At 66.2% G+C, this 23,187-nt stretch carries 21 protein-coding genes and 1 tRNA gene; 12 read left to right on the forward strand and 10 right to left on the reverse strand.

Translation table 11 applies throughout. The annotated features are described in order from the left end of the window. The first annotated feature begins 87 nt into the window (after window positions 1–87). Window positions 88–654 carry a hypothetical protein gene (locus ACFQQD_RS02380; RefSeq protein WP_378085807.1) on the forward strand — a complete coding sequence of 189 codons (567 nt, stop codon included), beginning with the start codon at window positions 88–90 and terminating at the stop codon, window positions 652–654. A gap of 77 nt (window positions 655–731) precedes the next feature. Here ACFQQD_RS02380 and ACFQQD_RS02385 read toward each other — a convergent pair whose 3' ends face one another. Continuing rightward, window positions 732–1,976, reverse strand: a complete 1,245-nt coding sequence (locus ACFQQD_RS02385) for a cystathionine gamma-synthase (RefSeq protein WP_378085809.1) — start codon at window positions 1,974–1,976, stop codon at window positions 732–734. Between the two features lie 41 nt (window positions 1,977–2,017). Beyond that, window positions 2,018–3,493, reverse strand: a complete 1,476-nt coding sequence (locus tag ACFQQD_RS02390) for a cystathionine beta-synthase (RefSeq protein WP_378086093.1) — start codon at window positions 3,491–3,493, stop codon at window positions 2,018–2,020. Window positions 3,494–3,660: 167 nt separating this feature from the next. Here ACFQQD_RS02390 and ACFQQD_RS02395 point away from each other — a divergent pair, with 167 nt between their 5' ends. Beyond that, on the forward strand, window positions 3,661–4,629 hold the full coding sequence (locus tag ACFQQD_RS02395) for a DNA-3-methyladenine glycosylase family protein (RefSeq protein ID WP_378085812.1): 969 nt from the start codon (window positions 3,661–3,663) through the stop codon (window positions 4,627–4,629). A gap of 36 nt (window positions 4,630–4,665) precedes the next feature. On the opposite strand, the gene trxA is transcribed toward ACFQQD_RS02395, so the two are convergent. Beyond that, the gene (trxA, locus tag ACFQQD_RS02400; RefSeq protein WP_378085814.1) at window positions 4,666–5,028 is read right to left on the reverse strand and encodes a thioredoxin; all 363 of its coding nucleotides are present in this window, start codon (window positions 5,026–5,028) and stop codon (window positions 4,666–4,668) included. A 188-nt stretch (window positions 5,029–5,216) separates the two neighbouring features. Between trxA and ACFQQD_RS02405 the strand changes: the two genes are divergently transcribed. Further along, a complete protein-coding gene (locus ACFQQD_RS02405) occupies window positions 5,217–5,660 on the forward strand; it encodes a hypothetical protein (protein ID WP_378085816.1) in 444 nt (147 codons plus the stop codon). Window positions 5,661–5,667: 7 nt separating this feature from the next. Here ACFQQD_RS02405 and ACFQQD_RS02410 read toward each other — a convergent pair whose 3' ends face one another. Both ACFQQD_RS02410 and ACFQQD_RS02415 read right to left on the reverse strand, forming a co-directional pair. Next, window positions 5,668–7,947 carry a tannase/feruloyl esterase family alpha/beta hydrolase gene (locus ACFQQD_RS02410; RefSeq protein ID WP_378085818.1) on the reverse strand — a complete coding sequence of 760 codons (2,280 nt, stop codon included), beginning with the start codon at window positions 7,945–7,947 and terminating at the stop codon, window positions 5,668–5,670. Window positions 7,948–8,191: 244 nt separating this feature from the next. Further along, window positions 8,192–8,273, reverse strand: a tRNA-Tyr gene (locus ACFQQD_RS02415). A gap of 181 nt (window positions 8,274–8,454) precedes the next feature. Here ACFQQD_RS02415 and ACFQQD_RS02420 point away from each other — a divergent pair. Together ACFQQD_RS02420 and ACFQQD_RS02425 are read left to right on the forward strand one after the other, a co-directional pair. Beyond that, on the forward strand, window positions 8,455–8,943 hold the full coding sequence (locus ACFQQD_RS02420) for a YajQ family cyclic di-GMP-binding protein (protein WP_378085820.1): 489 nt from the start codon (window positions 8,455–8,457) through the stop codon (window positions 8,941–8,943). A gap of 9 nt (window positions 8,944–8,952) precedes the next feature. Then, a complete protein-coding gene (locus tag ACFQQD_RS02425) occupies window positions 8,953–9,432 on the forward strand; it encodes a hypothetical protein (RefSeq protein WP_378085821.1) in 480 nt (159 codons plus the stop codon). Between the two features lie 7 nt (window positions 9,433–9,439). Here ACFQQD_RS02425 and htpX read toward each other — a convergent pair whose 3' ends face one another. The 5 genes from htpX to ACFQQD_RS02450 form a co-directional block, all read right to left on the reverse strand. After that, on the reverse strand, window positions 9,440–10,309 hold the full coding sequence (gene htpX / locus ACFQQD_RS02430) for a zinc metalloprotease HtpX (protein ID WP_378085823.1): 870 nt from the start codon (window positions 10,307–10,309) through the stop codon (window positions 9,440–9,442). A 127-nt stretch (window positions 10,310–10,436) separates the two neighbouring features. Next, complete coding sequence (locus tag ACFQQD_RS02435) at window positions 10,437–11,744, reverse strand: MFS transporter (RefSeq protein ID WP_378085825.1); 1,308 nt, start codon at window positions 11,742–11,744, stop codon at window positions 10,437–10,439. Window positions 11,745–11,753: 9 nt separating this feature from the next. Then, a complete protein-coding gene (locus ACFQQD_RS02440; RefSeq protein WP_378085827.1) occupies window positions 11,754–13,151 on the reverse strand; it encodes an FAD-dependent oxidoreductase in 1,398 nt (465 codons plus the stop codon). Window positions 13,152–13,351: 200 nt separating this feature from the next. Next, the gene (locus ACFQQD_RS02445; protein WP_378085829.1) at window positions 13,352–13,654 is read right to left on the reverse strand and encodes a hypothetical protein; all 303 of its coding nucleotides are present in this window, start codon (window positions 13,652–13,654) and stop codon (window positions 13,352–13,354) included. Window positions 13,655–13,736: 82 nt separating this feature from the next. Beyond that, entirely contained in the window at window positions 13,737–14,078 is a 342-nt protein-coding gene (locus ACFQQD_RS02450; RefSeq protein WP_378085831.1) for a hypothetical protein, read from the reverse strand. 244 nt (window positions 14,079–14,322) lie between these two features. Here ACFQQD_RS02450 and ACFQQD_RS02455 point away from each other — a divergent pair, with 244 nt between their 5' ends. Genes ACFQQD_RS02455 through ACFQQD_RS02485 form a run of 7 tightly spaced genes read left to right on the forward strand, consistent with a single transcriptional unit; the run spans window position 14,323 to window position 23,184 of the window. Beyond that, complete coding sequence (locus tag ACFQQD_RS02455; RefSeq protein ID WP_378085833.1) at window positions 14,323–14,739, forward strand: hypothetical protein; 417 nt, start codon at window positions 14,323–14,325, stop codon at window positions 14,737–14,739. 1 nt (window position 14,740) lies between these two features. Next, on the forward strand, window positions 14,741–16,093 hold the full coding sequence (gene eccD, locus ACFQQD_RS02460) for a type VII secretion integral membrane protein EccD (RefSeq protein ID WP_378085835.1): 1,353 nt from the start codon (window positions 14,741–14,743) through the stop codon (window positions 16,091–16,093). After that, a complete protein-coding gene (locus ACFQQD_RS02465; RefSeq protein ID WP_378085837.1) occupies window positions 16,093–17,184 on the forward strand; it encodes a hypothetical protein in 1,092 nt (363 codons plus the stop codon). The genes eccD and ACFQQD_RS02465 overlap by 1 nt, the downstream gene beginning before the upstream one ends. After that, window positions 17,181–21,242: a type VII secretion protein EccCa gene (gene eccCa, locus ACFQQD_RS02470; RefSeq protein ID WP_378085839.1), complete on the forward strand. Its 4,062-nt coding sequence runs from the start codon at window positions 17,181–17,183 to the stop codon at window positions 21,240–21,242. Before ACFQQD_RS02465 ends, eccCa begins: the two co-directional genes overlap by 4 nt. Next, window positions 21,239–22,201, forward strand: a complete 963-nt coding sequence (gene rarD / locus ACFQQD_RS02475; RefSeq protein ID WP_378085841.1) for an EamA family transporter RarD — start codon at window positions 21,239–21,241, stop codon at window positions 22,199–22,201. Before eccCa ends, rarD begins: the two co-directional genes overlap by 4 nt. Window positions 22,202–22,210: 9 nt before the next feature. Then, on the forward strand, window positions 22,211–22,705 hold the full coding sequence (locus tag ACFQQD_RS02480; protein ID WP_378085843.1) for a hypothetical protein: 495 nt from the start codon (window positions 22,211–22,213) through the stop codon (window positions 22,703–22,705). Further along, window positions 22,696–23,184 carry an HIT family protein gene (locus ACFQQD_RS02485; protein ID WP_378085845.1) on the forward strand — a complete coding sequence of 163 codons (489 nt, stop codon included), beginning with the start codon at window positions 22,696–22,698 and terminating at the stop codon, window positions 23,182–23,184. The genes ACFQQD_RS02480 and ACFQQD_RS02485 overlap by 10 nt, the downstream gene beginning before the upstream one ends. Window positions 23,185–23,187 lie beyond the last annotated feature (3 nt).

Consider the following 23,187-nt stretch of genomic DNA (forward strand, 5'->3'; position numbering starts at 1 on the left):
CTCATGAGGCATGCACAGGGGATCTGACCGGAATGGTCCCTCCAGTCTAGCGCATCACGCCCGCCCGCCGACCGTTAGGCTCATCACGTGCCCGAACAGAATCCCGATCACCGCTTCGCCCGTGCCGCCGGCAAGGCGACCCGTGCCTTTTTGGACTCGTCCCGCCAAGATCAAGAGCGTCTTCGGCAGGAGAAAGCGCAGGAGAAGGAGAGGGAAAGGGAGAGGGAGACACACCGGGGTACCCCGTCTGCCCGGCCAACAGAGCCGTCCGACGCCGGCAGACCAGTCATGGTGACCATCGCGCGGTGGTGGTGGGCGGTGGCGACCGTGCTGTTCGCCCTGCTGACGGCATCGTTCATCATCTCGGGAATCTCGATGCCCGCGCCCGCTCCGGGCGACGACCTGCTCGGCGGCGAGACGGGACAGTTCGTCCTGGCCGGCGCGGCCGGGATCCTCACCCTGGCCGCCGGCACCGGCACGGTCCAGTTGCTGCGCTCCCGGCGCAGCGCCTCGGGCCTGCTGACGGCGGTGGCCCTGGTCATCGGGATCCCGTTGATCGTGCGCGGTCACCCGCTGCTGATCACCGTCGCCGTCGTGCTCCTGGCCGGGGCCATCCTGCTGTGGCTGCCGCAGGTGCGCCGCCGGCTCAGATGACCAGACATCGAAGTAGCACGATCTACCGCCATTGACGCCTGGCTTCGACAATTCGTGCTACTCGGATCCAAGGTAGCTCAGACAGCGCTGATCGCCCGGTCCAGGTCGTCGATCAGGTCGGCGACATCCTCGATGCCGACGGACAGGCGCACCAGGTTGTCCGGCACGGCCAGCTCGGTGCCCGCCACCGAGGCGTGGGTCATGGCCGCCGGGTAGTTCATCAGCGATTCGACGCCGCCCAGGGACTCGGCCAACTGGAACAACCGGGTGGTCTCGGCGACCTTCCTGGCTGCTGTGGCGCCCCCGGTGAACTGCACGGAGACCATGCCGCCATAGCCGCGCATCTGACGAGAGGCCAGCTCGTGACCGGGGTGGTCCGGCAGGCCGGGGTACAGCACCCGTTCCACGCCGGGACGGTCGAGCAGCCACTGCGCGATGGTGGAGGCGTTCGCGTTGTGACGATCCATCCGCACCCCCAGGGTCTTCAGACCACGAGTGGTGAGGTAGCCGTCCAGCGGGCCGTTCACCGCACCGGCGGCGAACTGCTGGAACTTCACCTTCTCGGCCAGTTCCGGGTCCTGGACCACCACGGCACCGCCGATGACGTCCGAGTGCCCGCCGATGTACTTGGTCGTGGAATGGACCACGACGTCGGCGCCGCGTTCCAGCGGCAGCTGCAGGTACGGCGTCGCGAAGGTGTTGTCCACGACCAGCAGCGCGCCGGCCGCGTGGGCAGTCTCGGCGAGTGCGGCGATGTCCGAGATCTTCATCATCGGGTTGGACGGCGTCTCCAGCCACAGGATGGCGGCCTTCGTCTCTGCCAGGGCTTTCTCCACAGCGGACACGTCGGCCATGTCCACCACTGTGTGGCCGATGCCCCAGGGTCCGAGCACCTTGTCGATCAGGCGGTAGGTGCCGCCGTAGACGTCGTTGCCCATAACGATGTGCGCCCCGGGGGCGGCCACGGCGTGGATCAGTGCGTTCTCGGCGGCCAGACCGGAACCGAAGGTGTACGCGAGCGCCCCACCGTCCACGCCGCCTTCCAGTGCTGCCAGCTGGTCCTGCAGGGAGTCGCGGGTGGGATTGGTGCCGCGACCGTAGTCGTAGCCACGCCTCAGCTGCCCCACGGACTCCGGGGCGTAGGTGGTGGACAGGTGCACCGGAGGCACCACGGCGCCGGTGAGCGGTTCGAAGGACTGACCGGCGTGGATGGCGCGGGTGTTGAATCCGGCGCTGGGACGCAGGCCGTCCTCCTGTTCGGTGGTCTCGGCGGGCTGGTCGGTGTGGACGTTCTCGTCGGGCTCTGCGGCACGCTCGGTCATGACGGTTCCTCTCAGCGAGTTCAGCGGGGTCGGTCAGGCGGTTATCGGGCCACGCGGGCCAGGAGGTCGTGCAGGGTGACGATGCCGGCCACCATGCCATTGCGGGTGGCCATCACGGCAGGAGCCGACCGCAGGGCCTCACGGGCAGCGGCCAGGTCCGCGTTGACGTTGATCTTCGGCAACGGATCGCCGGCGTGATCGGCCACGGGCTCCCCCGCCGTCGCACGCCCGGAGGCGAGCAGGTCGGTCAGGGTGACGGCGTCCACGGCGCCGAGCACCTCCCCGATCCGCAGGTCTTCGCGGGGGGCATCGATCACCGGGAGTGCGTCCACGCCGTAGCGGTTCATAGTGGAGATCGCCTCGGCCAGCGTGGCGTCCTGGGGTGCCGTCACCACCGACGGCAGGGCACCCGGCAACCACGCCGATTTCTCCTGGAGCAGCTCGGCCACGGTGATGTTCCAGCGGCCGGCCGCCGGGCCGTCGTCGGGCGCGTCCGCCGGCTGTGCTTTCGGTGGCAGCGCGTTCTGTGGCAGCACCGAGGCCGGGGTGGACGTGGTGAAGCCCATCTCGTCCATCCACGTCTCGTTGAAGATCTTGCCCAGGTATCCGCGGCCCGAGTCGGGCAGGATGATGACCATGACGTCGTCCTCGTCCAGGTCTCGAGCGGCACGGAGACCGGCGACGACGGCCATTCCGGACGATCCGCCCACCAGCAGTCCCTCTTCGGCGGCGAGGCGACGGGTCATCTCGAGGGAATCGGCGTCGTCCACGGCGATCACCTCATCCGGCACGGAGGGGTCATAGTTGCCGGGCCACATGTCCTCGCCGACGCCCTCGATGGAGTAGGGCCGGCCGTCGCCTCCGGAGTAGATGGAGCCGTCCGGGTCGGCGCCGATCACGCGGACGGGGCCGGCGTCACGGTCCCGGGAGACGTCCTTGAGGTACCGGCCGACTCCGGTGATGGTTCCACCGGTGCCCGCGCCGATCACCACATGCGTGACGCGGCCGGCGGTGTCCTCCCAGATCTCCGGACCGGTGGTCTCGTAGTGCGATTCGGGCGCGGAGGGATTGAAGAACTGGTTGGGCTGGTAGGCGCCGGGGATCTCCCGTTCCAGACGGTTGGCCACGCCGTAGTAGGACTCCTCCGACTCGGGAGGAACGGCGGCGGTCGTGACGACGACCTCCGCGCCGTAGGCCTTCAGAACGTCGCGCTTCTCCTGGCCGACCTTGCCGGGGGTGACGAACACGGAGCGGTAGCCCTTGAGCTGGGCCACCATGGCCAGGCCGACTCCGGTGTTGCCCGACGTCGGCTCCACCACGGTGCCGCCGTCGGAGATCTTGCCCTCGGCCTCGGCATTCTCGATCATCTTCAGCGCGATGCGGTCCTTCACCGAGCCGCCGGGATTCAGATACTCCGGCTTGACCAGCACGGTGGCTTTGATCCCCTTGGTGACTTTGTTGAGTTTCACCAGGGGCGTGTTGCCGATCAGACCCAAGACATTCTCGGCGTATTTCATGCCGTGTTCATTCTGGGGATCGTGCTGGGAACTACCGGCATTCTCGGGCTGCGCGTTCATGATCCCCACCGTACCGCTGAGGCCGGCGGGCGCGTGAAGAGCATGAATCCCCGTGACTGCGGGAAGACTGCGGGAGGACTGCGGGAGGACTGCGAGAGAATGTGAGGATGCATGTTTCTCTGCCGACGCCCGATGCTTCGGCGATCCTGGAGCCGGGCGTCCCCGTGGACGTGCGCCGGACTCTGGGGGTTCTCCAACGCGGCCGGGCCGACCCGGCGGTGCAGTCCAGGCCCGAGGGGATGTGGCTGTGTTTCCGGATTCCGGGCTCGGGGGATCCGGCGACGCTATTGGTCCGGCCTGCTCACTCGCCATTCGAACCGGGCCCGATCCACGTGTTGGCGTGGGGCCCCGGAGCCCCGACGGCGGTAGCGGGAGCGTCGCGACTGCTGGGACTCGAGGACGACTGGTCCGGTTTCGATGCGTTGCTCGCCTCTGGAGAATCCGGGCTTCCCCGGGCCGTCGTGCAGGCGCGACGGTCACATCCCGGACTCCGCTTGCCCTCGACGGGGCGGATGGTGGACCAGGTGCTCGCGGTCGTCTTGGAGCAGAAAGTCACTCATGATCAGGCCCGGTCCGGCTGGCGCTGGTTGCTCAGGACGCACGGGGAACAGCCGCCGGCTCCGGCGCCGGAGGGGATGTTCCTGCCGCCCACCGCCGAGGCAGTGTGCCGGGTACCCTCGTGGCAGTGGCACTCCGGCTGGGTGCAGCCGGCCCAGTCGGCCGCCATGGTGCGGGTGGCCGCACGGGCGTCCGCCGTAGAGCGGTTGTCCGTCGAACCCGTGGAGCAGGCGCTGTCCAAGCTGACCAGCATTCCCGGGATCGGTCCCTGGACGGCGGCCGAGACGGTGCAGCGCACTCACGGAGCACCGGACACGGTGTCCGTGGGTGACTACCACCTGGCCCATCACGTCGGCGAGGCACTCAGCGGCCGGCGCACGGACGACGTCGGGATGTTGCGGCTGCTCGCACCATGGCCAGGCCATCGCCAGCGTGTGGTGCGACTGATCGGCCTGTCCGGTTATCGGTTCAGCCGCCATGGGCCGCGGCTGGCGCCGGCGGACCACCGCCTCCGCTGAGGTTCTCGGGAGGGACGATGGGACTGAAGACGGAGCTCAGTTCTGCTGCTTGGCGATCTGCTCCCGCACCTCGTCCATGTCCAGCCCCTTGACCGCGGTGACGAGTTCCTCGAGCTGGCCGGCATTGATGGCCCCGGGCTCGGCGTAGACGAGGACCTTCTCGCGGAAGGCCATGAGGGTGGGGATGGAGGAGATGTTCGCGGCGGCGGCGAGGCCTCGCTCGGCTTCGGTGTCCACCTTGCCGAACACGACGTCCGAGTGTTCCTCGGAGACCTTCTCGTAAACCGGGGCGAACTGTTTGCACGGTCCGCACCAGTCAGCCCAGAAGTCCACGAAGACGACGTCATTCTCCGTGAGGGTCTGTTCGAATTCTGCTTCGGTGATGTCCTTGGTTGCCATCCCCCCACCCTAACGGCGAGACCGCATCGCCCGCTCCTGCCGTCCACAGCTGCGGCCGCTCCCGAACTGCTCCACAAGTGACGCGCCTTCGCTCGTTGCCCACCACTGGCGTGATCTCCCCGATGCCCAGGCCCTGCACCTTCCTAGCGTCGGAAGCACCAGGTACCCCAACTTCCCAGGAACGGACGATGACGCAGCAGCAGCACCAACCCCATAAGCACGGCCCCGCCGATCCCGGGACGATGGTCCCGGGCCAACGCACCACAGTGATGGTGGTGGTACCCCACGAGGATCCGCATCAGGCGTTGCAGGAGTCCATCGAATGGGTGCAGGCCTTCGAACGGGACTGCGGGCTGGTCCTGGACTCGCAGGCCACCGAACTGTACGGCGTGGCCTCGGTGGAAGATCTGAAGGAGTCCCTGCGCCCGCCGAGGGACGGCGCCATCGCTGACTACCTGGATTTCATCTGCGCGGACGGCACGTGGATGAATCCAGGCGATTGTCCGATGGCGCCGCCCGATTCGAACGGAGCGCCGGCCTGGTCCTGGGCCTACTACCAGGCCGTCATGGGAGCCCCGGACGGGTCCTTCTGCACCATCTGGGATCTGATGCCCCTGCCCGTGGCGTCATGAACGGGCGCTAGTCGACAGCCACCCGGTCGTAGCGTTGCATGAACGCCGAGATCTCGGCCCGGGTGATCTCGTCGGATTGATGGAAATCACCCTGGGTGTCACCCACGGTGATGCCCTGAGATGCCAGCCACGTGATGGCGTCGTAGTTCGCGCCCCCGACGCTGAGGTCACCGAAAGGACTCTCGGCCGGAGCAGTGTGCTGCGGAGACTCCAGCCGATACAGGAACGCCGCGAATTCGCCACGGCTCACCGCCCGGGAGGGTTTGAACGTGCCGTCGGCGTATCCCGCGGTGATCTGCTCTGCCGATGCCCACGTGATCGGAGTGAAGTACGCACCACCGGGATTCACGTCACTGAAAGGACTGTCCTGAGGAACGCTGAACTCCGGCTGCACATAGCGGTGCAGGAACGCGGTGGTCTCCCCCCGAGAGACATCCCGGTTCTTCTTGAATGTCCCGTCCGCATATCCGACGGAGATACCGTTGTTCGCCATCCATTGCACAGGAGCAAAGTACGCCGAGCCCGGTTCGTTGTCTGAGAACGTGATCGGCTCCTCAGAGTCGGGAGCGCCACATTCGAAGCTCGAGGCGGCTTCCGCGTCGCCTCCGGTGTACTCCGCCACCGCCGGGTACGCACAGAGCGGGCGGGAACGTTCTGTCGACCATTCCGCCGGCAGCTCGGGGTTCTCCGGATCGACCCAAGCGCGAAGCTCCTCCGGCCGGTCCCCTTGCTCGACCCAGTCGACCAACGCGGCCAAGGCGTTGTGCTGATCAGTGGCCGGGCCCCCGGAAACGTGGTCCATTCCGGGCACCTGGAAGTACTGGACGAAGTCTGATGCGTCGCCGCCGTGCGCCTCTTCCAGGTTCCGATACCAGGCGGTGGTGTCGTCCATGGAGAAGACGCCGTCGGAGGCGCCGTGGACGACCATCATCTTGCCGCCGCTGGACTTCAGATCCTGATAGGTCAGATCTGGCGGTGTCATGAACTCCATCGCGCTTTCGCTGTACTCGTCGGAGCTCTCGTAAATGGACGCGTTCGCCTCGTCGATGTCCAGCTGAAGAGCGAACTCGCGCAGTGCGTTCAAGTCCGGAGCAAAGGGCGGAACGGAGAACACATAGCCGACCGCCGTGGAGTCCAGATTGATGGGTGCAGTAAAGTTCCAAAACCCCCATCCCCCCGAGACCAGTCCGGGATCGTACGGGAAGGACCGGTACACATCCTCGCCCTCGCTCGTGGTCGCTCCGGCGAAGACGCTCGACACCACGACCTTTTGCTCGCTACTCAGACAGGTGCCGTCCCGACCGCCCTCGCACGTCGGCACGTGCGCCTCGACCGAGAACTCTTCCTGGCATGCAGCACTGTTGTGCACTATGCCGTCGGCCAGTCCGTCCAGGTCGTCGCACTGTTCGCGAATGGCAGCTGCGAGTACCTCTCGCTCGTCTTGAGTCAGGGCCGAGGCGGGATCCTCACTCGTCGCCACCGTGTCCCATTGCTGGGCTTCCCACAGCTGGGCCACCGCAGCTTGCGGAAGATTGAAACCCGGAGCCAAGGCCAGGAAGCCGTCATACTCATCGGTGTAGCGGGATGCGGCAACCATGGTGTGGCGACCACCGTTGGATCCACCGGTGATGTACGAGTGGTGGGGCGGCTGGCCGTAGGCCTGTTCGATGAGCGACGTGGCCATCGGAGTCAGCGTGCCCACGGCCTGATAGCCGTAGTCCAGACGCGCTTGCGGATCGAGACCGAAGGTGGGGTTCTGGTCGCTGTTGTGTCCGGCGTCGGAACTGATCACGGCCATCCCCATCTGCAGCCCACTCTCACCTCCGCCTACTTCCCCCAGAGCCGTGCTCACCGAGCCATCCATGCCTCCGTTGGCCTGATACAGGTACCGTCCGTCCCACTTCTGGGGCAAACGCATCTCGAAGCCGATGGCGTACCGCTCCGAGTCGACCTCGCTGGTCCGTTCGTTCATGTGTCCGGTGACCAGGCAGTGCTCGTCGATGGGTTCGCCTCGATTGGACAGTGTTCCGGCCGGAACGCTCTCGGCAGAGGTGATGACCGTTGACTCAAACTCGAAACCGGCCAAGTCCTGACATTGCTGCAGGGGCGTTGTGGTCGTTGTGGAGGAGACCGATGTGGAGGAGACCGATGTGGAGGTGACAGTTGAAGAATCCGGAGTCGCGGCCGTGGCCACGCCGGTCATCGAACTGAGCAACAGGCCCGCGGTACCGGCGGCGACGAGGACGTTCAGTCCTGGGGGGCGGCGGTCCGGTCTGGGAGATTTCATGTGCTTGCTGTCCTTTCGCGAGGGATGACACCCCGATGGAGGGCCTGCCACCTGTGAGGCAGGACACACCATCGGCGGGTGATCGCCATCCTAGAAAGGACTGTTGGCTGTGACCATGGTGGACATACTCAATGATCAATTTGACGTGCCGAAGCTCGATACCGTTGCCGCAGGGCGTCGAAGACCCCAGCAGGCACAAAAAAACCACCGCGGAGCTCAACGCTCCGCGGTGGTTTTCACTGCGTGGCAGATACTGGATTCGAACCAGTGAAGGCAATGCCAGCTGATTTACAGTCAGCCCCCTTTGGCCGCTCGGGTAATCTGCCAGGCGTCCATCCGATCGGAAGGGGATCCGTTCGGTCGGCGACATCTCACTTTACCGGAGCTCGGCGCGGATTTCGAATCGAGAACTTCGACCCGGGCCCTCTACGGCCTCTCGGCCCACCGGTAGGCTGGCAGCAAACACCGTAGAACCACTCCACAGAACTACACCGCAGAAGAGGAGCCATGGCGAGCGATTCGACGTTTGATGTGGTCAGCAAGGTCGACAAGCAGGAAGTCAGCAACGCCCTGAACCAAGCGCAGAAGGAGATCGCGCAGCGCTATGACTTCAAGGGAGTCGGAGCAGAGGTCGAGTACAGCGGCGAGACGATCCTGATGAAGGCCAACTCCGAGGAGCGCGTCAAGGCCGTGCTGGACGTCTTCCAGTCCAAGCTGGTCAAGCGCAACATCTCGCTCAAGTCCCTCGACGCCGGAGAGCCCTACGCCTCCGGCAAGGAGTACCGCATCGAGGCGGCCATCAAGGAGGGCATCGACCAGCCGACCGCGAAGAAGATCACCAAGCTGATTCGCGACGAGGGACCGAAATCCGTCAAAGCCACCATCCAGGGTGATGAGTTGCGGGTCTCGTCCAAATCCCGGGATGATCTGCAGGCGACCATCTCGCTGCTGAAAGACTTCGAAGACGCCGACCTGCAGTTCATCAACTTCCGCTGAGGATGCGCCATGCTCTATCTGATCACTCCTGATGGCATCGTCAGTACGCTCGATGCCCAGCTCGGCGAAGTCCTCGTGGACGCCCAGCGCGGTCGTCCGATCATCGACCAGGCCTGGGAAGCGGACACCGCCGGAGTGTCCCCGGAGACCGTCCTGACCGTGGCCCTGCGCAAGGGGATCGACGCGGAGGTGGGCCTGATGGTGCATGGCGGGTTCGTCGATCAGGTGCTGGAGTCGGAGCGGCTGCGGGCGGCCGAGCGCAACCACCAGCGAGTTGCCGCGCAACTGGAATCGGTCGCCGTGACGCCGCAGGACGAGTACCGCGACTGGTACCGGCGTCAACGAGCGATCACCGAAGAGGCCCGGCAGTCCGCCGTCGAGAGGATGCGGAAGGCCGAGGAAACGGCCCAAGAGCTGCTCGATGCGCCCGTTGACGGCCGCTTGGCGCGAGCGTGGGAACGCGCCGGAGGCTTACTGCCCACCGGCTAGTTTTCGGTCAGCCCTGACCCAACTGGCGCGCCATGCCTTCGAGTCGCTGAACACGTTCGGCCATCGGCGGGTGTGTGGAGAACATGGCCTTCACGTTCCGGAACGGGTTCGCGATCATCAGGTGAGCCGTGTTCTGCAGCTTCGGCTCCTGTGGCAGCGGTGCGGCCTGAATGCCGTTCTGGAGCTTGTACAACGCTGAGGCCAGGGCCAGCGGGTCGCCGGTCAGCGTCGCACCGTCCTCGTCGGCGTCGTATTCGCGGGTGCGGGAGATCGACATCTGAATCAGCGAAGCGGCCAGCGGCGCGAGAATGGCCAACGCGATCATCGCCAGCGGGTTGCCCCCACGATGGTCCCGGCCGGCGCCGAAGAACATCATGAACTGTGCCACCGAGGTGATGACACCAGCCACGGCGGCGGCTACGGACGCGGTCAGGATGTCCCGGTTGTAGACGTGCATCAGTTCGTGCCCCAGCACTCCGCGCAGTTCGCGGGCGTTGAGGATCTGCAGGATGCCCTCGGTGCAGCACACGGCGGCGTTCTTCGGGTTGCGCCCCGTGGCGAAGGCATTGGGGGACGACGTCGGCGCCACGAAGATCCGCGGCATCGGCTGGTCGGCCGCCTCGGACAGTTCCCGGACGATGCGGTACATCTCCGGTTGTTCCCGCTCCGTCACTGGGTAGGCACGCATCGATCGGATGGCGATCTTGTCGCTGTTCCAATAGCTGTACGCCGTGGAGGCCAGCCCGAGGAGGGCGAAGATGCCGATCCACCACGCCCGGCCGGTGCCGGCAGCGATGACCGCACCGATGGCCAGCAGCACCGCGAACAGGCCGGCGAACAGCAGGGCGGTCTTCAGTCCGTTGTGGTGCTGGTGCATTCGAGACGATCCTTCCGCGAAGGGCTCTGAGTAGAACAGGGCTCTGACAAGAACAGGGCTCTGACAGATACAACGTACGTCAGCGGCGGCAGATTCCGGACAGGACAGCGTCAGCCGCAGGCGAGTTTCAGGGCACCGGATGGCGGGAGTCGTACTTTAGGAAGCCGGGCTGCCACCGCATCAAGGCGCTGACACCGAGTACGCAGAGCAGGCCCCCGACCATCAGCGTCACCGGTTCGGTCAACAGTTCGGCGGCACCGCCGGTGAGCATCTCCCCCACCCGTGGACCGCCGGCGACGACCACCACGAACACTCCTTGCAGCCGCCCTCGCAGATGGTCGGGGGCCGCCGACTGCAGGATCGTGTTACGGAAGACGCCTGACACGGAGTCCGCGCACCCGGCCAGGGCGAGACAGGCCGCCGCTGGCCACAGGAACACCAGCGGGTCGGCGCCCTCGGCACCGGCCCGTGCGGCGAGAAACACGACGACCCCGAACCCGGCCACGACCAGCCCCCACGCGACGATCGCCCAGTACACCGCCGCACCGTGGCGGACAATGCGCGTCAATGGTCCCGAGAACAGCCCCGTGAAGAACGCCCCGAGTGCCATGGCGGCCAGCAGAATCCCGACGGCGGTCTCCCCACCACCCAGCACCACCGAACCGACCGCCGGCAGCAGGGCGCGGGGAAAAGCGGTGGCCATGGCCACGATGTCCACCAGGAACGTCATCCGCAGATTGGGCCGGGTGGCGAGGAAGCGAAAGCCCTCCACCACGGAGGACCAGCCCGCCCGTCGTCCGTCAAGAGATTCGGTACCGCCCGTGTTGCTCGTTGCCCCAGGCGGCAGCGAGGGCAGCCGCCACACCGCATACAGCGCAGCGAGGAAGGTCACCACGTCCACCGAGTACGTCCAGGCGTAGCCCACGTGGGCCACCAGCAGGCCGCCGAACAGCGGACCGACCATCATGGCCACGGAGAACGTCATCATGTTCAGGGCATTGGCGGCGGGCAACAGCTTGGTGCCCACGAGGGCGGGGATGATGGCGCCTCGAGTCGGCTGGTTAACCCCGGAGGCCCCGGAATGCACGGCGACCAGAACGTAGAGCACCCACACGTTCTCCACGCCGATCCAGGCCTGCGCGGCGATGAGCGCCGTGGTCAGCCACAGCACTGACGACGAGCCGAGCGCGAGTTTGCGCCGATCCATGTGGTCGGCCACGGCCCCGCCGTACAGCCCCGCCACCACGAGGGGAACGAGCGCGAAGAGTCCCAGCATGCCCACGGCCAGCGAGGAACCGGTGAGGTGAAAGACCTCCAGGCTCACGGCCACCAGGGTCAATTGGGTCCCGACGGCGGAGAGCGCGTTGCCGATCCACAGCCGCCGGTAGGCGGGGCTCACCCGCAGCGGGGTGAGATCGGCGAGAAATCGGGGCACCGCAGAATACTATCCGCGGCTGATGCGCACCATGTCCTCTCGCGCGACGACCTTGACCCGCTCACGCTCCACGGGGCCCGTTCCGGTGGCCTCAGTCCCGAGGGAGAGTTCATGCTCGTCGAGCTTCAACCACCCCTCCCACTGGGTGTACTCGATACCGCGTTCCTCCAACAGATCGATGACCGCCTGCTCATCCGGGACGTCAGCCGTCCACAGATCCGGCTCGTCCTCGAGCAGGCAGCCGATCGTCTCCAGGGCGTCGCCCTTGGTGTGGCCGATCAGGCCCACCGGACCGCGCTTGATCCAACCGGAGGCGTACAGACCCGGGACCGGGTTCCCGTCCTCGTCCAGGACGCGGCCGGCGTCGTTGGGGATGACCCCCCGGCGCTCGTCATAGGTGAGGCCGGACACCGGAGAGCCGTGGTAGCCGATGGCGCGGTAGACGGCCTGCACGGGGTAATCGATGTACTCGCCGGTGCCGCGGACATTGCCGGTGCCGTCCAGCTCCATGCGCTCCATGCGCAGGCCCGCGACCTTCCCGGCATTCTCTCCTTCGCCGGGCAGGATCTCGACGGGCTGCTGCAGGAAGTGCAGGTGCAGGCGGCGGGAAGCACCGGTGTCCTGATCCTCGACCAGCCAGTTCGTCAGCGTGCCGACCATGGTCTTGATCTGGTTGTTCGTGGTGGCGGCCTCTTCAGAAGCCTCATCGAACTCGAAATCCTCCGGATACAGCTTGAGGTCCACGTCGCGGGCGTGGGCAAGTTCGCGCAGCTCGAGCGGGGTGAACTTCACCTGGGCTGGACCACGGCGACCGAACACGTGGACGTCCGTGACCGGAGAGGACTTCAGCCCTTCATAGACGTTCTCCGGGATCTCGGTCACCAACAGGTCGTCGGCCTGCTTGGACAGCATGCGTGCCACATCCAGGGCGACGTTGCCGTTGCCGATGACCGCCACCTCGCGGGCCGTGAGCGGCCATTCGCGTGGAACGTCAGGGTGGCCGTCGTACCAGGAGACGAAGTCTGCCCCGCCGAAAGAGCCCTCGAGGTCTGCACCGGGAATATCCAGGGCGGCGTCCTTGACGGCTCCGGTCGCGAAGACGATCGCGTCGTAGTGGCGCCGCAGGTCCTCCAGGGTCAGGTCCGTACCGAAGTCGACTCCACCCAGAAAGCGGATGTCACCGCGGTCCAAGACCTTGTGCAATGCCTTGACGATGCCCTTGATGCGGGGGTGATCCGGTGCCACGCCATAGCGAATCAGCCCATAGGGAGCCGGGTAACGATCGAAGAGGTCGATGCTGACCTCGAAATCGCGTTCGGCTTTGGTCAGCAGATCTGCCGTATACACGCCTGCGGGTCCGGCACCGATGATGGCGAGACGGAGGGGGCGGTCGGGGGCAGTCGTCACAAAAGGTCCAATCGCTGCGGTCGGTTCGGGGAAAATCTCAGGTCAAGAGGCACCAGCTGGCCTCCGTGGCGGTTACCGCCAGCAGGAGATTCTACCGTTGCCTGTCCAGACTCCCCCAACGACCAGAGGCCAGCCCCGTGGCTGGCCTCCGATGGCGCGATGGTCCGCGCCGTGCCTGCCCCACGGGGCAGGCGTCAATGTCACTTGCGCATGCCCTCGATGGCGATGCGGGCGGCGTTGTGGGCGGTGGAGGCTGTGACGTCGTTCTGCTCCATCAGGCTACGGGCGAGCTTGACGATATCGCGAACGGCCTCGGCTGCTTCGAGCCACTTGGACTCGACCACGCTGTAGTCTGCGTCATTGTCGGTGGCCTCGTAGCTGCTCTCGACGAACTTCTTCTGGTCTTCACGGTCGCCGATGATGGTTTCGATGCGACCGGCGATGGACTCGACTTCAGCTTCGTAGGTGGCGGCAGCGCCGGCGTCGTACTTAATGGTGGACATAATCCTGGCCTTTCTGGTTCCCGGTGACGGTGTCGCCCGGACGAAGTGTGGTGTGGAGTGGGTGAGGATCGGTCAATCAGACTTAGAGCTTGCCGCCGACGGTGCCTTCGGCCTGGCCCAGGGCCTGCTCGGCCTGGTCGGTGCTTTCGTCTTCCTGCTGCAGGTAGGTCTTGTACAGGTCGCCCTGTCCGACGTTGATCAGTGCCAGGGCCTCGGCCAGCTGGTTCTGCACTTCGTTGACCTTCACCATGAAGTTGTTGTAGGCACGAGCGCCGTTGCCTTTGAAGGTCTCCTTCAGAGCCACGACAGCGTTCTCCAGGTTGACGGTCTCGGCCAGGAGTTCCTCACCGGAACCCGCGGACCGGTCTGCGGCCTGTTCGAAAGTCTCTACGCCATCCAGGTTCAGAGAAATGTTGCTACCCATATTCTCGGTTCATCCCCTTGCTTGTGTTCGGACCACAGGATCCGATCGGTTGCTTCCAGGTGGCCCGTCGTCCGGACCGTGATTCACATCCTTCTCGACTCTCTGGTCGAGCGTCAACGAACGTGCATGGGTACTTCTCCCCATCCTCGCGAACGTCCAGATAACCATGGGGGTACACATAGGCTGGAATGATGGTCGAGGTGAACCGGCGTGCCCACGTCCGGCGGAAAGGGGACTGGCCTCTATGGCGATGGACTTTGACTCACAGCTCATCGAATCGGTCGAGGTACGCCGCAACCGGCTGACGACATCCCTGCTGTTCGGCGCCAACCCCACGGAGCGGCGCTGGAAGGGGCGAAGCAATCTGCTCGTCTACGGTCTCGTGGTGGGAGCGTTGATCTGCGCGTTCTGCGTCGCCATCTCCTTCGTCATCATGGTGCTGACCAACTATATGCAGGAGCGCGAAGAGCGCGAACGCCAGCAGCAGGAGCGGATGGACCAGAACGCCAGTGCCGTGGTCCCGGGCACTGTTGATGTGACTGATGCGACTGACGCGACTGAGGTGACGGCCGACGTCGACCCTGCATCGGTTCCCCCCACGCCAGTTCACGCCGCGGCAGCCCTGGAGGCAGTCCCCGCTCTCATTTCCGGAAGGTCCTGACGTGCCCATCCCCTACACGCGAGTCTCCCTGGTGGGAGTCCGGCGCAACGCCGACCTGCTACTGCCCTCGGACACCCCTGTCGGTTCGCTCATGCCGCAGATCCTGGAGATCCTGAATGATCGCCCCGAGGAGTCGCTCGGCGCCAAGCTGCTGGTGCGCCACTCCGGCGAGACGGTCCCCGCCACGCAAACCTTCGCCGAGGCCGGAGTGCTCGACGGCGAACGGCTGACACTGGTCTCGCGCACCGAAGCTCCGCCGTCCCCCATCGTCTACGACCTCAACGACGAGGTCTCCGATGCGACGGAGTCAGTCCGCGGTCGGTGGTCCGCGATCTACCGCTACTTGACCTTCGGCTTTCTTGCTGCCGTCGGGGCCTGGTGGGGAATCAACCGCCTGCTCGAGACGTATGTGCCGGACGAGGCCTCCTGGATCAACCTGGGAGTGGCCGCAGTCCTCCTGATCACGGCCGCGGCCTCCTCTGCGCCAGGACGGCGTCAAGCGGTGGCCGGCACGCTGGCGGGGACCGGCGCGTTGTTTGGCGTCACTGGCCTGGTGGGCCTAGAACTACCGGACCCCTGGGTGTACGTGGCCTTGGCCGGCTTCGCCGCGCTGATCCTCGGCGTGCTGGGCTTCGTCGTGAACCGGCCCCTGTCCATGTTCATCGGCGCCGCTGTGACCGGTGCACTGACGGTTTCGTGGACCGTTGCCGGACCTCTGGCCGCGTGGGCCATCGGAGACCGGGATGCCGACCAGGTCGTCGGCGCAGCAGGAATCGCCGGAATCTTGACGGTGCTGGTGATGGGCCTGTTGCCGAAGATCGCCCTGGGCGCCTCCGGGCTGGCCAGCATGGACGACCGTCACGCCAGTGGCGCTTCTGTCCTGCGGCGGGACGCCTCGGTCGCCATCGACTCGGCCCACGGGGGCTTGGTGACCAGCACCGTGGCCTGCTCCCTCTCCGGTGCACTGGCGGTGTGGCTGGTCAGCTCGGATGCACAGTCCTTGCCGTTCTCCCTGCCGATGTTGTTGTGCTTGGTCGTCGCCATCGGCTTGCGAGGCCGGTCCTTTCCGCTGGCCGCCGAACGGGTCCCGCTGTATCTGGCCACAGGCGTGGGAGTGCTGGCCCTGATCCGACTCGCCACCACCTGGCTGCCCGAGTTCGAAGCCCTGTGGATGGTCGTGCTCGTCGTGCTGGCTCTGGTGGCCGGTTCCGCACTCTCCATCGACCTCCCCGATCACACGCAGGCTCAGATGCGCCGGGCCGCGGATTCCATTGAGGCCCTCGTCTTGTTCGCCGTCATCCCGCTGCTCATCGGCTACTTCGGGATCTACGCAACCCTGTTGGAGACCTTCTGATGTCCATTCCCACCGGCCACGGCCGCCGTTCCGCCGACCCCTGGACCGACGCCGGTCCGGCTCCTTCCCGGCCTCGGGCCGGCTCCAGTCGCGCAGATTCGGGAGAGGATGTCCTGTGGTCATCTCCCCGGGAGATACAGCGCGATCTGCAGCGTGTTCAGGACGACCCTCGCACCGGCTTCGAGTCGGTCTCCGACCAGGCTCAACGCCGATTCTCTCGTCGTCCCGCTCTGTCTCTATGGACGCGCACGTGGCGTGAGCTGGGCAATTTGTTCCGCCACGACCGGATGCCGGAACGCCTCGCCGGCCACGCGCAGACGGTCCAGTCGCCTATCACCACGGGCCGGCGCCTTGCCGTGATCTCGCTGCGTGGAGGAGCTGGAAAGACGGCGGTCACCGCCATGCTGGCGCGCACGTACTCTGCTCTGCGCCCGGATCCGGTGGCCGCTATCGACCTCGATCCGGGCCTCGGCTCGCTGGGGTTGCGCTTGGGTCAGGCGGCGGCCCCCACGGCGGACCATGTCACCTCGGCGCTGGCCGGGATGTCCGCCACGACCTTCAACGAGGTCAGTGGATTGATGGCGGCCGGGCCCGATGACCTGCACTACACCGGCCCCCGGGTGACCGGTGCGCCGCTGGGCGAGGCCGGTGCCACCACGTTGTTGTCCGGACTGTCCCGGTACTTCCCGGTCACCCTGTTCGACTGCCCGACCGGGCCCTCGACGCCGGACACCGCGGCCGTGCTGGCACGATCCCACGCCGCTGTGTTCGTCGTTCCGACGACGGCCTCCGGGCTCGACGAGGCTGCCGGCTATCTGCGGCATTGGCAAGAGGATCCCTTCCTCTCCGATATCCCGGTGACTGCCGCCGTGGTGGACACCGACCGCGCACGGGACCTGAACCCTCTCGCGCAGGCCGCCGCCTTGACCCGGGTGGGCGTGGACGCCGTCGCGTTGCGTCACGACCTGCATGTGGCCGGGGGCGTGGGCATCTCCATGCACCTGACCCGGCCGGAGAACCGGCTGGCCACCACGGAACTGGCCGCCCGCACCCTGACAGCTGCGATCTCGATGCGGGGAGGATTCCGGTGACGCAGAAGATCATCCATCGCCCGGCGCGCACCTCTCCCCCGGCCCGCAAGTTCCGCGCCTTCACCGTGGACGGACCCCAACCGGTTGATGTGGCCGCAGCCGATGACGGCGGTGGAGCCGGTTTCCTCCGTATTCTGCCGATGTTTGCCGCCGGCGCCTCGATGATGGTGATGATGGTGTTCCGGCAGAGCCCCTTTGCTGCCGTCGGCGCCATCGCCATGATGTTGTCTCTGGTGGTCGGCATCGTCATGCTGTTCTCCCAGCGTGGCAAGGCCGGCCGTCAGCGCAAGATCCTGCGCGACACCTACACCCGCTACCTGGAACGCACGCGCGTCCGACTGCGGGACGACGAGCACGAGGCGCAGATGGCCGCCCGGGCCGCCAGCCCGCCGCCGGCGGCACTGTTCGACATCGTCCGGGATCCCGCTCGGGTGTGGGAGCGACGGCGCTATCACGAGGATTTCCTGGTGACTCGCTTCGGTTCCGGGCGACGGCCGACCCGGAACATCGACATCTCGCTGACGGAGACGTCCACCTCGATCCAGGACGAGTTCATGGTGCGGGAGGCGGAGGCACTCAAGAGCCGGTTCGAGACCGCACCGGACATGCCGATGACGTTGCCACTGGATTCGGCCGGAAACGTCTCGGTGGTGGGGCCGCGAGAGTTCGACCTTCAGGTGGTGCGTTCCCTCGTGCTCGGGGCTGCCGCGCTGCATTCTCCGGAGGATCTGCGCCTTGCCGTGATCACGCCTCGCGAGACTCGAGCCGACTGGGAATGGCTCCATCTTCTCCCCCACCTGGACGATTCCACCCCCAAGCATGAGTCCGGACCGATCAAGCTGATCGCACCGGACGCCGAGTCCTTGGCTGAACTGCTGGACGCCGACCTGCAGTACCGCTCCACGGTGGCCGGGGAACACATGAAGTTCGGCAACGAGCTGACCCGCGCCCCCGCTCTGCTGAACCGTCTCGTGGTGATCGTGGACGACTATGGTCACAATGCGCAGGACCTGGCTTTCGGCGACAGCCATTTCAGCCTCACCGCCCGCGGCATCACCGCGATCCACCTCTGCGCCGATCGGCTCCAGGAGCCCTCCGAGGTCTCCTACCGCATCACCACCCGGGGTGCGCACGACGACGGCCGGGCCCGATTCCTCCTCGAGGACCGGACCGTCGACCAGGGAAATCCCGTGACCACCGAGGGGACGGTGGACCTGATCGACGATCAGACGGCAGCCGGCATCGTCACGGAACTGGCACCCCTGCGCCTGTCCCTGGAATCCCTGGAGCACACCGGGGCGGAAAGCGCCGCCTCACGGTCTTTCCTGCAGATGCTGAATCTGAGCCCCCAACTGAGCCGGGACGACGTCGAGCGCAATTGGCGACCGCGGTCCCAAGCGGAATTCCTGCGGGTGCCCCTCGGCCCCGACGACAAGGGCAAACCGACGCTGCTGGATCTCAAAGAGGCCGCCCAGCTCGGCATGGGACCGCATGGCCTGTGCGTGGGTGCCACCGGCTCCGGAAAGTCGGAGATGCTGCGGTCGCTGGTCTTCGGACTGTTGGCCACGCACTCCCCCGATGTGCTGGCGATGGTGTTGGTCGACTTCAAGGGTGGTGCCACCTTCGCCCCGTTCGAGGGCGCCCCCCAGGTCACCGGCATCATCACGAACCTCTCCGACGACCTCACCCTGATCGAGCGCGTCTACGCATCCCTGAACGGTGAGATCCTTCGTCGGCAGGAACTGCTCAAAAGCGCCGGGAACATCGCCAACATCACCGACTATCAGATCCACCGGGACGAGGAACTCGCCAAGGGCCGGGACATGGAGCCACTGCCGCACCTGGTGGTGATCATCGACGAGTTCGGCGAGCTGTTGACCGCCCGGCCGGACTTCATCGACCTGTTCCTGTCCATCGGACGCATCGGACGCTCCATCGGGGTGCACCTGCTGTTGAGCTCCCAGCGCGTGGAAGCGGGCAAACTGCGCGGGCTGGAGACCTATCTCTCCTACCGCATCGGCCTGCGCACGCTGTCCGAATCGGAGTCCCGCACCGTGCTGGATACTCCGGACGCGTTCCATCTCCCGCCGTTGCCCGGCTATGGCTATCTCAAGGTGGACACCACCGTCTACACCCGGTTCAAATCCGGCTATGTCTCCGGTCCCCTGGAGGATGAGGCCTTCGACGAGGAAGAAGACGAGGAACCGCCGGAGGAGATTCCGGAGGTGCTGGAAGCCACCGACTATGCCCTCGTGCTCGAGACTCAGCACCGGCAACCATCCCAGGATCAGGCCGAGCGGCAGGCTGCGAAGCCGGAGAAGAAGGACGGGCCGGCCCGCCGGACCACGGGGCCGACCGTGATGTCCACCATGATGGACACCTTGCGCACCTTCCCGCCGTCGGTCAAGCCAATTTGGCTGCCTCCGCTGCCGCAGGCCACCACCCTGGACCAGGTGGTCGGTGAGCCGAAGAATTCCGCACAGGGCCTGCGACTGCCCGCCGGCGGCAACCTCAAGGTGCCGATCGGCCTGCTCGACGATCCGGCCCACCAGTGGCAGGGACTGTGGGAGATCGACTTCACCACCGGTTCCGGCAACCTGCTGATCCACGGTGGACCGCAGTCGGGCAAATCCACCACCTTGCGCACCCTGGTCTCGGCTCTGGCCTTGACCCACTCTCCTCAAGAGGTCGGTATCTACTGCATCGACCTGATGGGCTCGGGCATGCTACCGCTGCAGGATCTGCCGCACGTGGGTGGCGTGGCCATCCGGACCAACACCGAGGTCATCACCCGCACCGTGGACGAGATATCCGGCATGCTCACGCACCGGGAGCGGATCTTCGAGAAGTACTCCATCGACTCTCTGCAGACCATGCGTCGCATGCATGCCGAGGGGAAGATCCCCGAACTGCCCAGTGCGGACATCTTCCTGGTCATCGACGGTCACGGCCAATTCGCCGAGGAGTTCGACGATCTGGTCTCCAAGATCGTCACCATCATGACGCGCGGCGGCGGGTACGGCATCCACATGATCACCACGGTCAATCGCAACAACGAGGTCCGCGTCACCCACCAGTCCTTCTTCACCCACCGCATTGAACTGCACCTGACGGACCAGGGAGATTCGCAGATCGACCGCAAGCTGGCGGCCAACATCAATCCGGAGGCCCCGGGCCGTGCGCTGACCACCAGCAAACTGCAGGGTCATCTGGCCCTGCCGCGGATCGATGGTCAGGACGAGGCCGAGTCCGCCACGGAGGGCTTGCGGGACCTCGTGGAGCAGGTCGGCCGGTTCGCCACCGGCTCGGCCATGAAGGTCCGGGTGCTGCCCGGTACCGTGAATGCGTCCACGTACCCGAGCCCGGCGCAGAAGGGATTGTTTCCCCTCGGGCTGCGCGAGCTGGACCTCGCCCCGGAGGTTCTGGATATGGAACTCAAGGACCGGAACCTCATCGTCATGGGCGATGAGGAGTCCGGCAAGACCAACATTCTGCGCAACTTCATCCACCGCTTCACCGCCACCCACACCGAAGACGAACTCCTCATCGCGGTCTGGGATCCCCGTCGCAACCTGGGCGACGCGGTCCCGGAGGACTACCTGGGCGGCTACGCCTCCAACTCCGCCGTCGGCACCAAGCTCACCCAGGCGGTCATCAACGAGTTGAAGAAGCGCCAGGACCCCAACGAGGACCAGAACACAGACCAGCGCCGGGCTCGGCTCCTCTTGCTCATCGACGACTACGATGTCCTCACGGTCGGCGGCGGACAGTCCCCGCTGGCGCCCTTCGTTCCGTACGTCCCGATGGCGGCCGAGCTCAAGATGAACTTCGTTCTCACCCGACGCGTGCGCGGGTCTTCACGGGGAATGTACGAGTCGTTCTTCTCCACCCTGCGGGACAACGGCACCTCGGCGTTGATCATGTCCGGTGATCGGAGCGAGGGCAGCCTGATCAACAACGTCCGGGCGCGCAAGATGCCACCCGGGCGCGGACAGCTGTTGATGACGGGCCGGCCCGTCCAGACGGTCCAGACCTTCTTCGACGACTTCACGGAGTGAGCACGCCCGTTGGACAGCGCCCGCTGACGCAGCGCCCCCTGACACCGGGCGGACTGTCCCTCGGAGCCGGTGCCTATCTGATCTGGGGCGGGCTGCCGCTGTACATGGCGGCCACCGCTCCGGCCACGGCCCTGGAGGTGGTCTTCGCCCGGATCGGCTTCACCCTGGTCACCTGCGCCGTGCTGCTGTTCGTCCTGCGGCGCTGGCACGACGTCGGCCATCAGCTGGGCAGTCCGCGGCGAGCCGGCGCCACGGCGCTGGCGGCCACGCTCATCACGGCCAATTGGGCCATCTACACCTACGCGGTGGTCTCCGGTCAGACGCTCGAGGCGGCCCTGGGCTACTTCATCAATCCGCTGGTCTCCGTGCTCGCGGGTGTGGTGCTGTTCGGAGAGAAGCTGCGGCGGGCTCAGTGGGTCTCCGTCGGGTTGTCCGTCGCCGCCGTGGCTGTGATGGTGGTCGGGCACGGGGCGTTTCCCTGGCTCGCGGTGCTGTTGGCCCTGTCCTTCGGCGGCTACGGCATCGTCAAGAGCCGGCTGGGGACCTCCGTCAGTCCCGTCGCCTCGCTCGGCGCCGAGACCATCCTGTTGATGCCGGTCTGCGTGGCGGGAATGTGGTGGCTGGCCGCCACGGAGCAGCTCACGCTGTTCACCCACGGGACCGGCCATTTCTGGGTCCTCGCCCCGTCCGGAGTGGTGACGGCCGTGCCGCTGATCCTCTTCGGGGCGGCCGCGAGCCGGTTGCCCCTGACGGTGCTGGGACTGCTGCAGTACATCAATCCCCTGATCCAGTTCCTCATCGGGCTGCTGCTGTTCGGGGAGGCGATGAGCACCGGGCGGTGGGCCGGGTTCATCCTCATCTGGTGTGCGCTCGTGGTGCTGGCGGTCGAGTCCTGGCGGAGCGCCCGGCAGAACCCGCGGCATCCCCGCGCGGGTTCCGTGAGTGAGGACGCGCCCTAGACTGAGAGTATGCCTGCTGAACCGACCGCACCGGTCTTCCTCCAGCTGTTCCAAAACCTCGTCCCCACCCACTTGGACACCCCCTGGGCCACCGAAGACGGTCTGGAGCCCGGAGAGTTGGATGCTCTCCTGGCCGCCTCGCCGGCTGCCCAGGTCAGTGGTGACGGCACGGTGCCGGTGCCGCTCGCGCTCTACGAATTCCACCGTGCCTTGGGCAACTGCTCCGAGCTGCTGGAGACCGACCACTTCTTCTTCGACGCCGACGAGTTGGACATCCGCGACGGTTATCTGATGTTCCTCGAGGACGCCAACGAGCAGACCGTGTGGGGATTGCCCGTGGCGGACGCCGAGCTGCCGGACCCGCTGGTCTGGCGCCGTTCCACCGGTGCGGACCAGGACCATGGTGAATGGACCTGTGAGGACGGGACCTTCAGCGAGTTCACTCTCGACCTGCTGGACTGGACCTTCGAGGAGGAGGCCCAGGAGAACTCCGCATGGGAGTGATCCGCTCCCATGCCCCCGAGGGGTACCACTGCCCCTTCTGCGGGCTGGTCGCCGGCGACGTCTCAGCCCCGGACAACCGTTGTGAACTGCAGGACGTGGTGTACCAGGATGAGGACCTGATCGTCTTCATCGCGGCTGACGGCTTCGGGCCGTACGAAGGCCACGCCATGATCTCGCCGGCAGAGCACTACGAGACGCTCTATGTGCTGCCCGACCGCATCCTGCAGAGGATCGCCCTGATGACCCGCCAGGTGGCGCTGGCCATGAAGACGGCCTGGTCGCCGGAGGGCACGTCCACGCGCCAGCACAACGAGCCCGCGGGGAACCAGCACGTCTGGCACTATCACCTGCACGTGTTTCCGCGCTGGAGCGATGACATGCTCTACCGCCAACTGCGCCACCCCGTGGATCCCGCCGTCCGGGCGGTCAAGGCCCGGGAATTGGCCGCAGCCCTCGACGCCGGCCCGAGCCGCTGTTGAGGA

The sequence above is a fragment of the Citricoccus sp. GCM10030269 genome, assembly GCF_042665635.1.
GTDB lineage: Bacteria > Actinomycetota > Actinomycetes > Actinomycetales > Micrococcaceae > Citricoccus.

Bases quoted from the DNA above. Each gene is read 5' to 3' on its own strand.
- ACFQQD_RS02385 (WP_378085809.1), bottom strand. From the start codon at position 1,976: ATGACCGAGCGTGCCGCAGAGCCCGACGAGAACGTCCACACCGACCAG.
- ACFQQD_RS02390 (WP_378086093.1), bottom strand. From the start codon at position 3,493: ATGAAATACGCCGAGAATGTCTTGGGTCTGATCGGCAACACGCCCCTG.
- ACFQQD_RS02395 (WP_378085812.1), top strand. From the start codon at position 3,661: ATGCATGTTTCTCTGCCGACGCCCGATGCTTCGGCGATCCTGGAGCCG.
- trxA (WP_378085814.1), bottom strand. From the start codon at position 5,028: ATGGCAACCAAGGACATCACCGAAGCAGAATTCGAACAGACCCTCACG.
- ACFQQD_RS02405 (WP_378085816.1), top strand. From the start codon at position 5,217: ATGACGCAGCAGCAGCACCAACCCCATAAGCACGGCCCCGCCGATCCC.
- ACFQQD_RS02410 (WP_378085818.1), bottom strand. From the start codon at position 7,947: ATGAAATCTCCCAGACCGGACCGCCGCCCCCCAGGACTGAACGTCCTC.
- ACFQQD_RS02420 (WP_378085820.1), top strand. From the start codon at position 8,455: ATGGCGAGCGATTCGACGTTTGATGTGGTCAGCAAGGTCGACAAGCAG.
- ACFQQD_RS02425 (WP_378085821.1), top strand. From the start codon at position 8,953: ATGCTCTATCTGATCACTCCTGATGGCATCGTCAGTACGCTCGATGCC.
- htpX (WP_378085823.1), bottom strand. From the start codon at position 10,309: ATGCACCAGCACCACAACGGACTGAAGACCGCCCTGCTGTTCGCCGGC.
- ACFQQD_RS02445 (WP_378085829.1), bottom strand. From the start codon at position 13,654: ATGTCCACCATTAAGTACGACGCCGGCGCTGCCGCCACCTACGAAGCT.
- ACFQQD_RS02450 (WP_378085831.1), bottom strand. From the start codon at position 14,078: ATGGGTAGCAACATTTCTCTGAACCTGGATGGCGTAGAGACTTTCGAA.
- ACFQQD_RS02455 (WP_378085833.1), top strand. From the start codon at position 14,323: ATGGCGATGGACTTTGACTCACAGCTCATCGAATCGGTCGAGGTACGC.
- ACFQQD_RS02465 (WP_378085837.1), top strand. From the start codon at position 16,093: ATGTCCATTCCCACCGGCCACGGCCGCCGTTCCGCCGACCCCTGGACC.
- ACFQQD_RS02480 (WP_378085843.1), top strand. From the start codon at position 22,211: ATGCCTGCTGAACCGACCGCACCGGTCTTCCTCCAGCTGTTCCAAAAC.
- ACFQQD_RS02485 (WP_378085845.1), top strand. From the start codon at position 22,696: ATGGGAGTGATCCGCTCCCATGCCCCCGAGGGGTACCACTGCCCCTTC.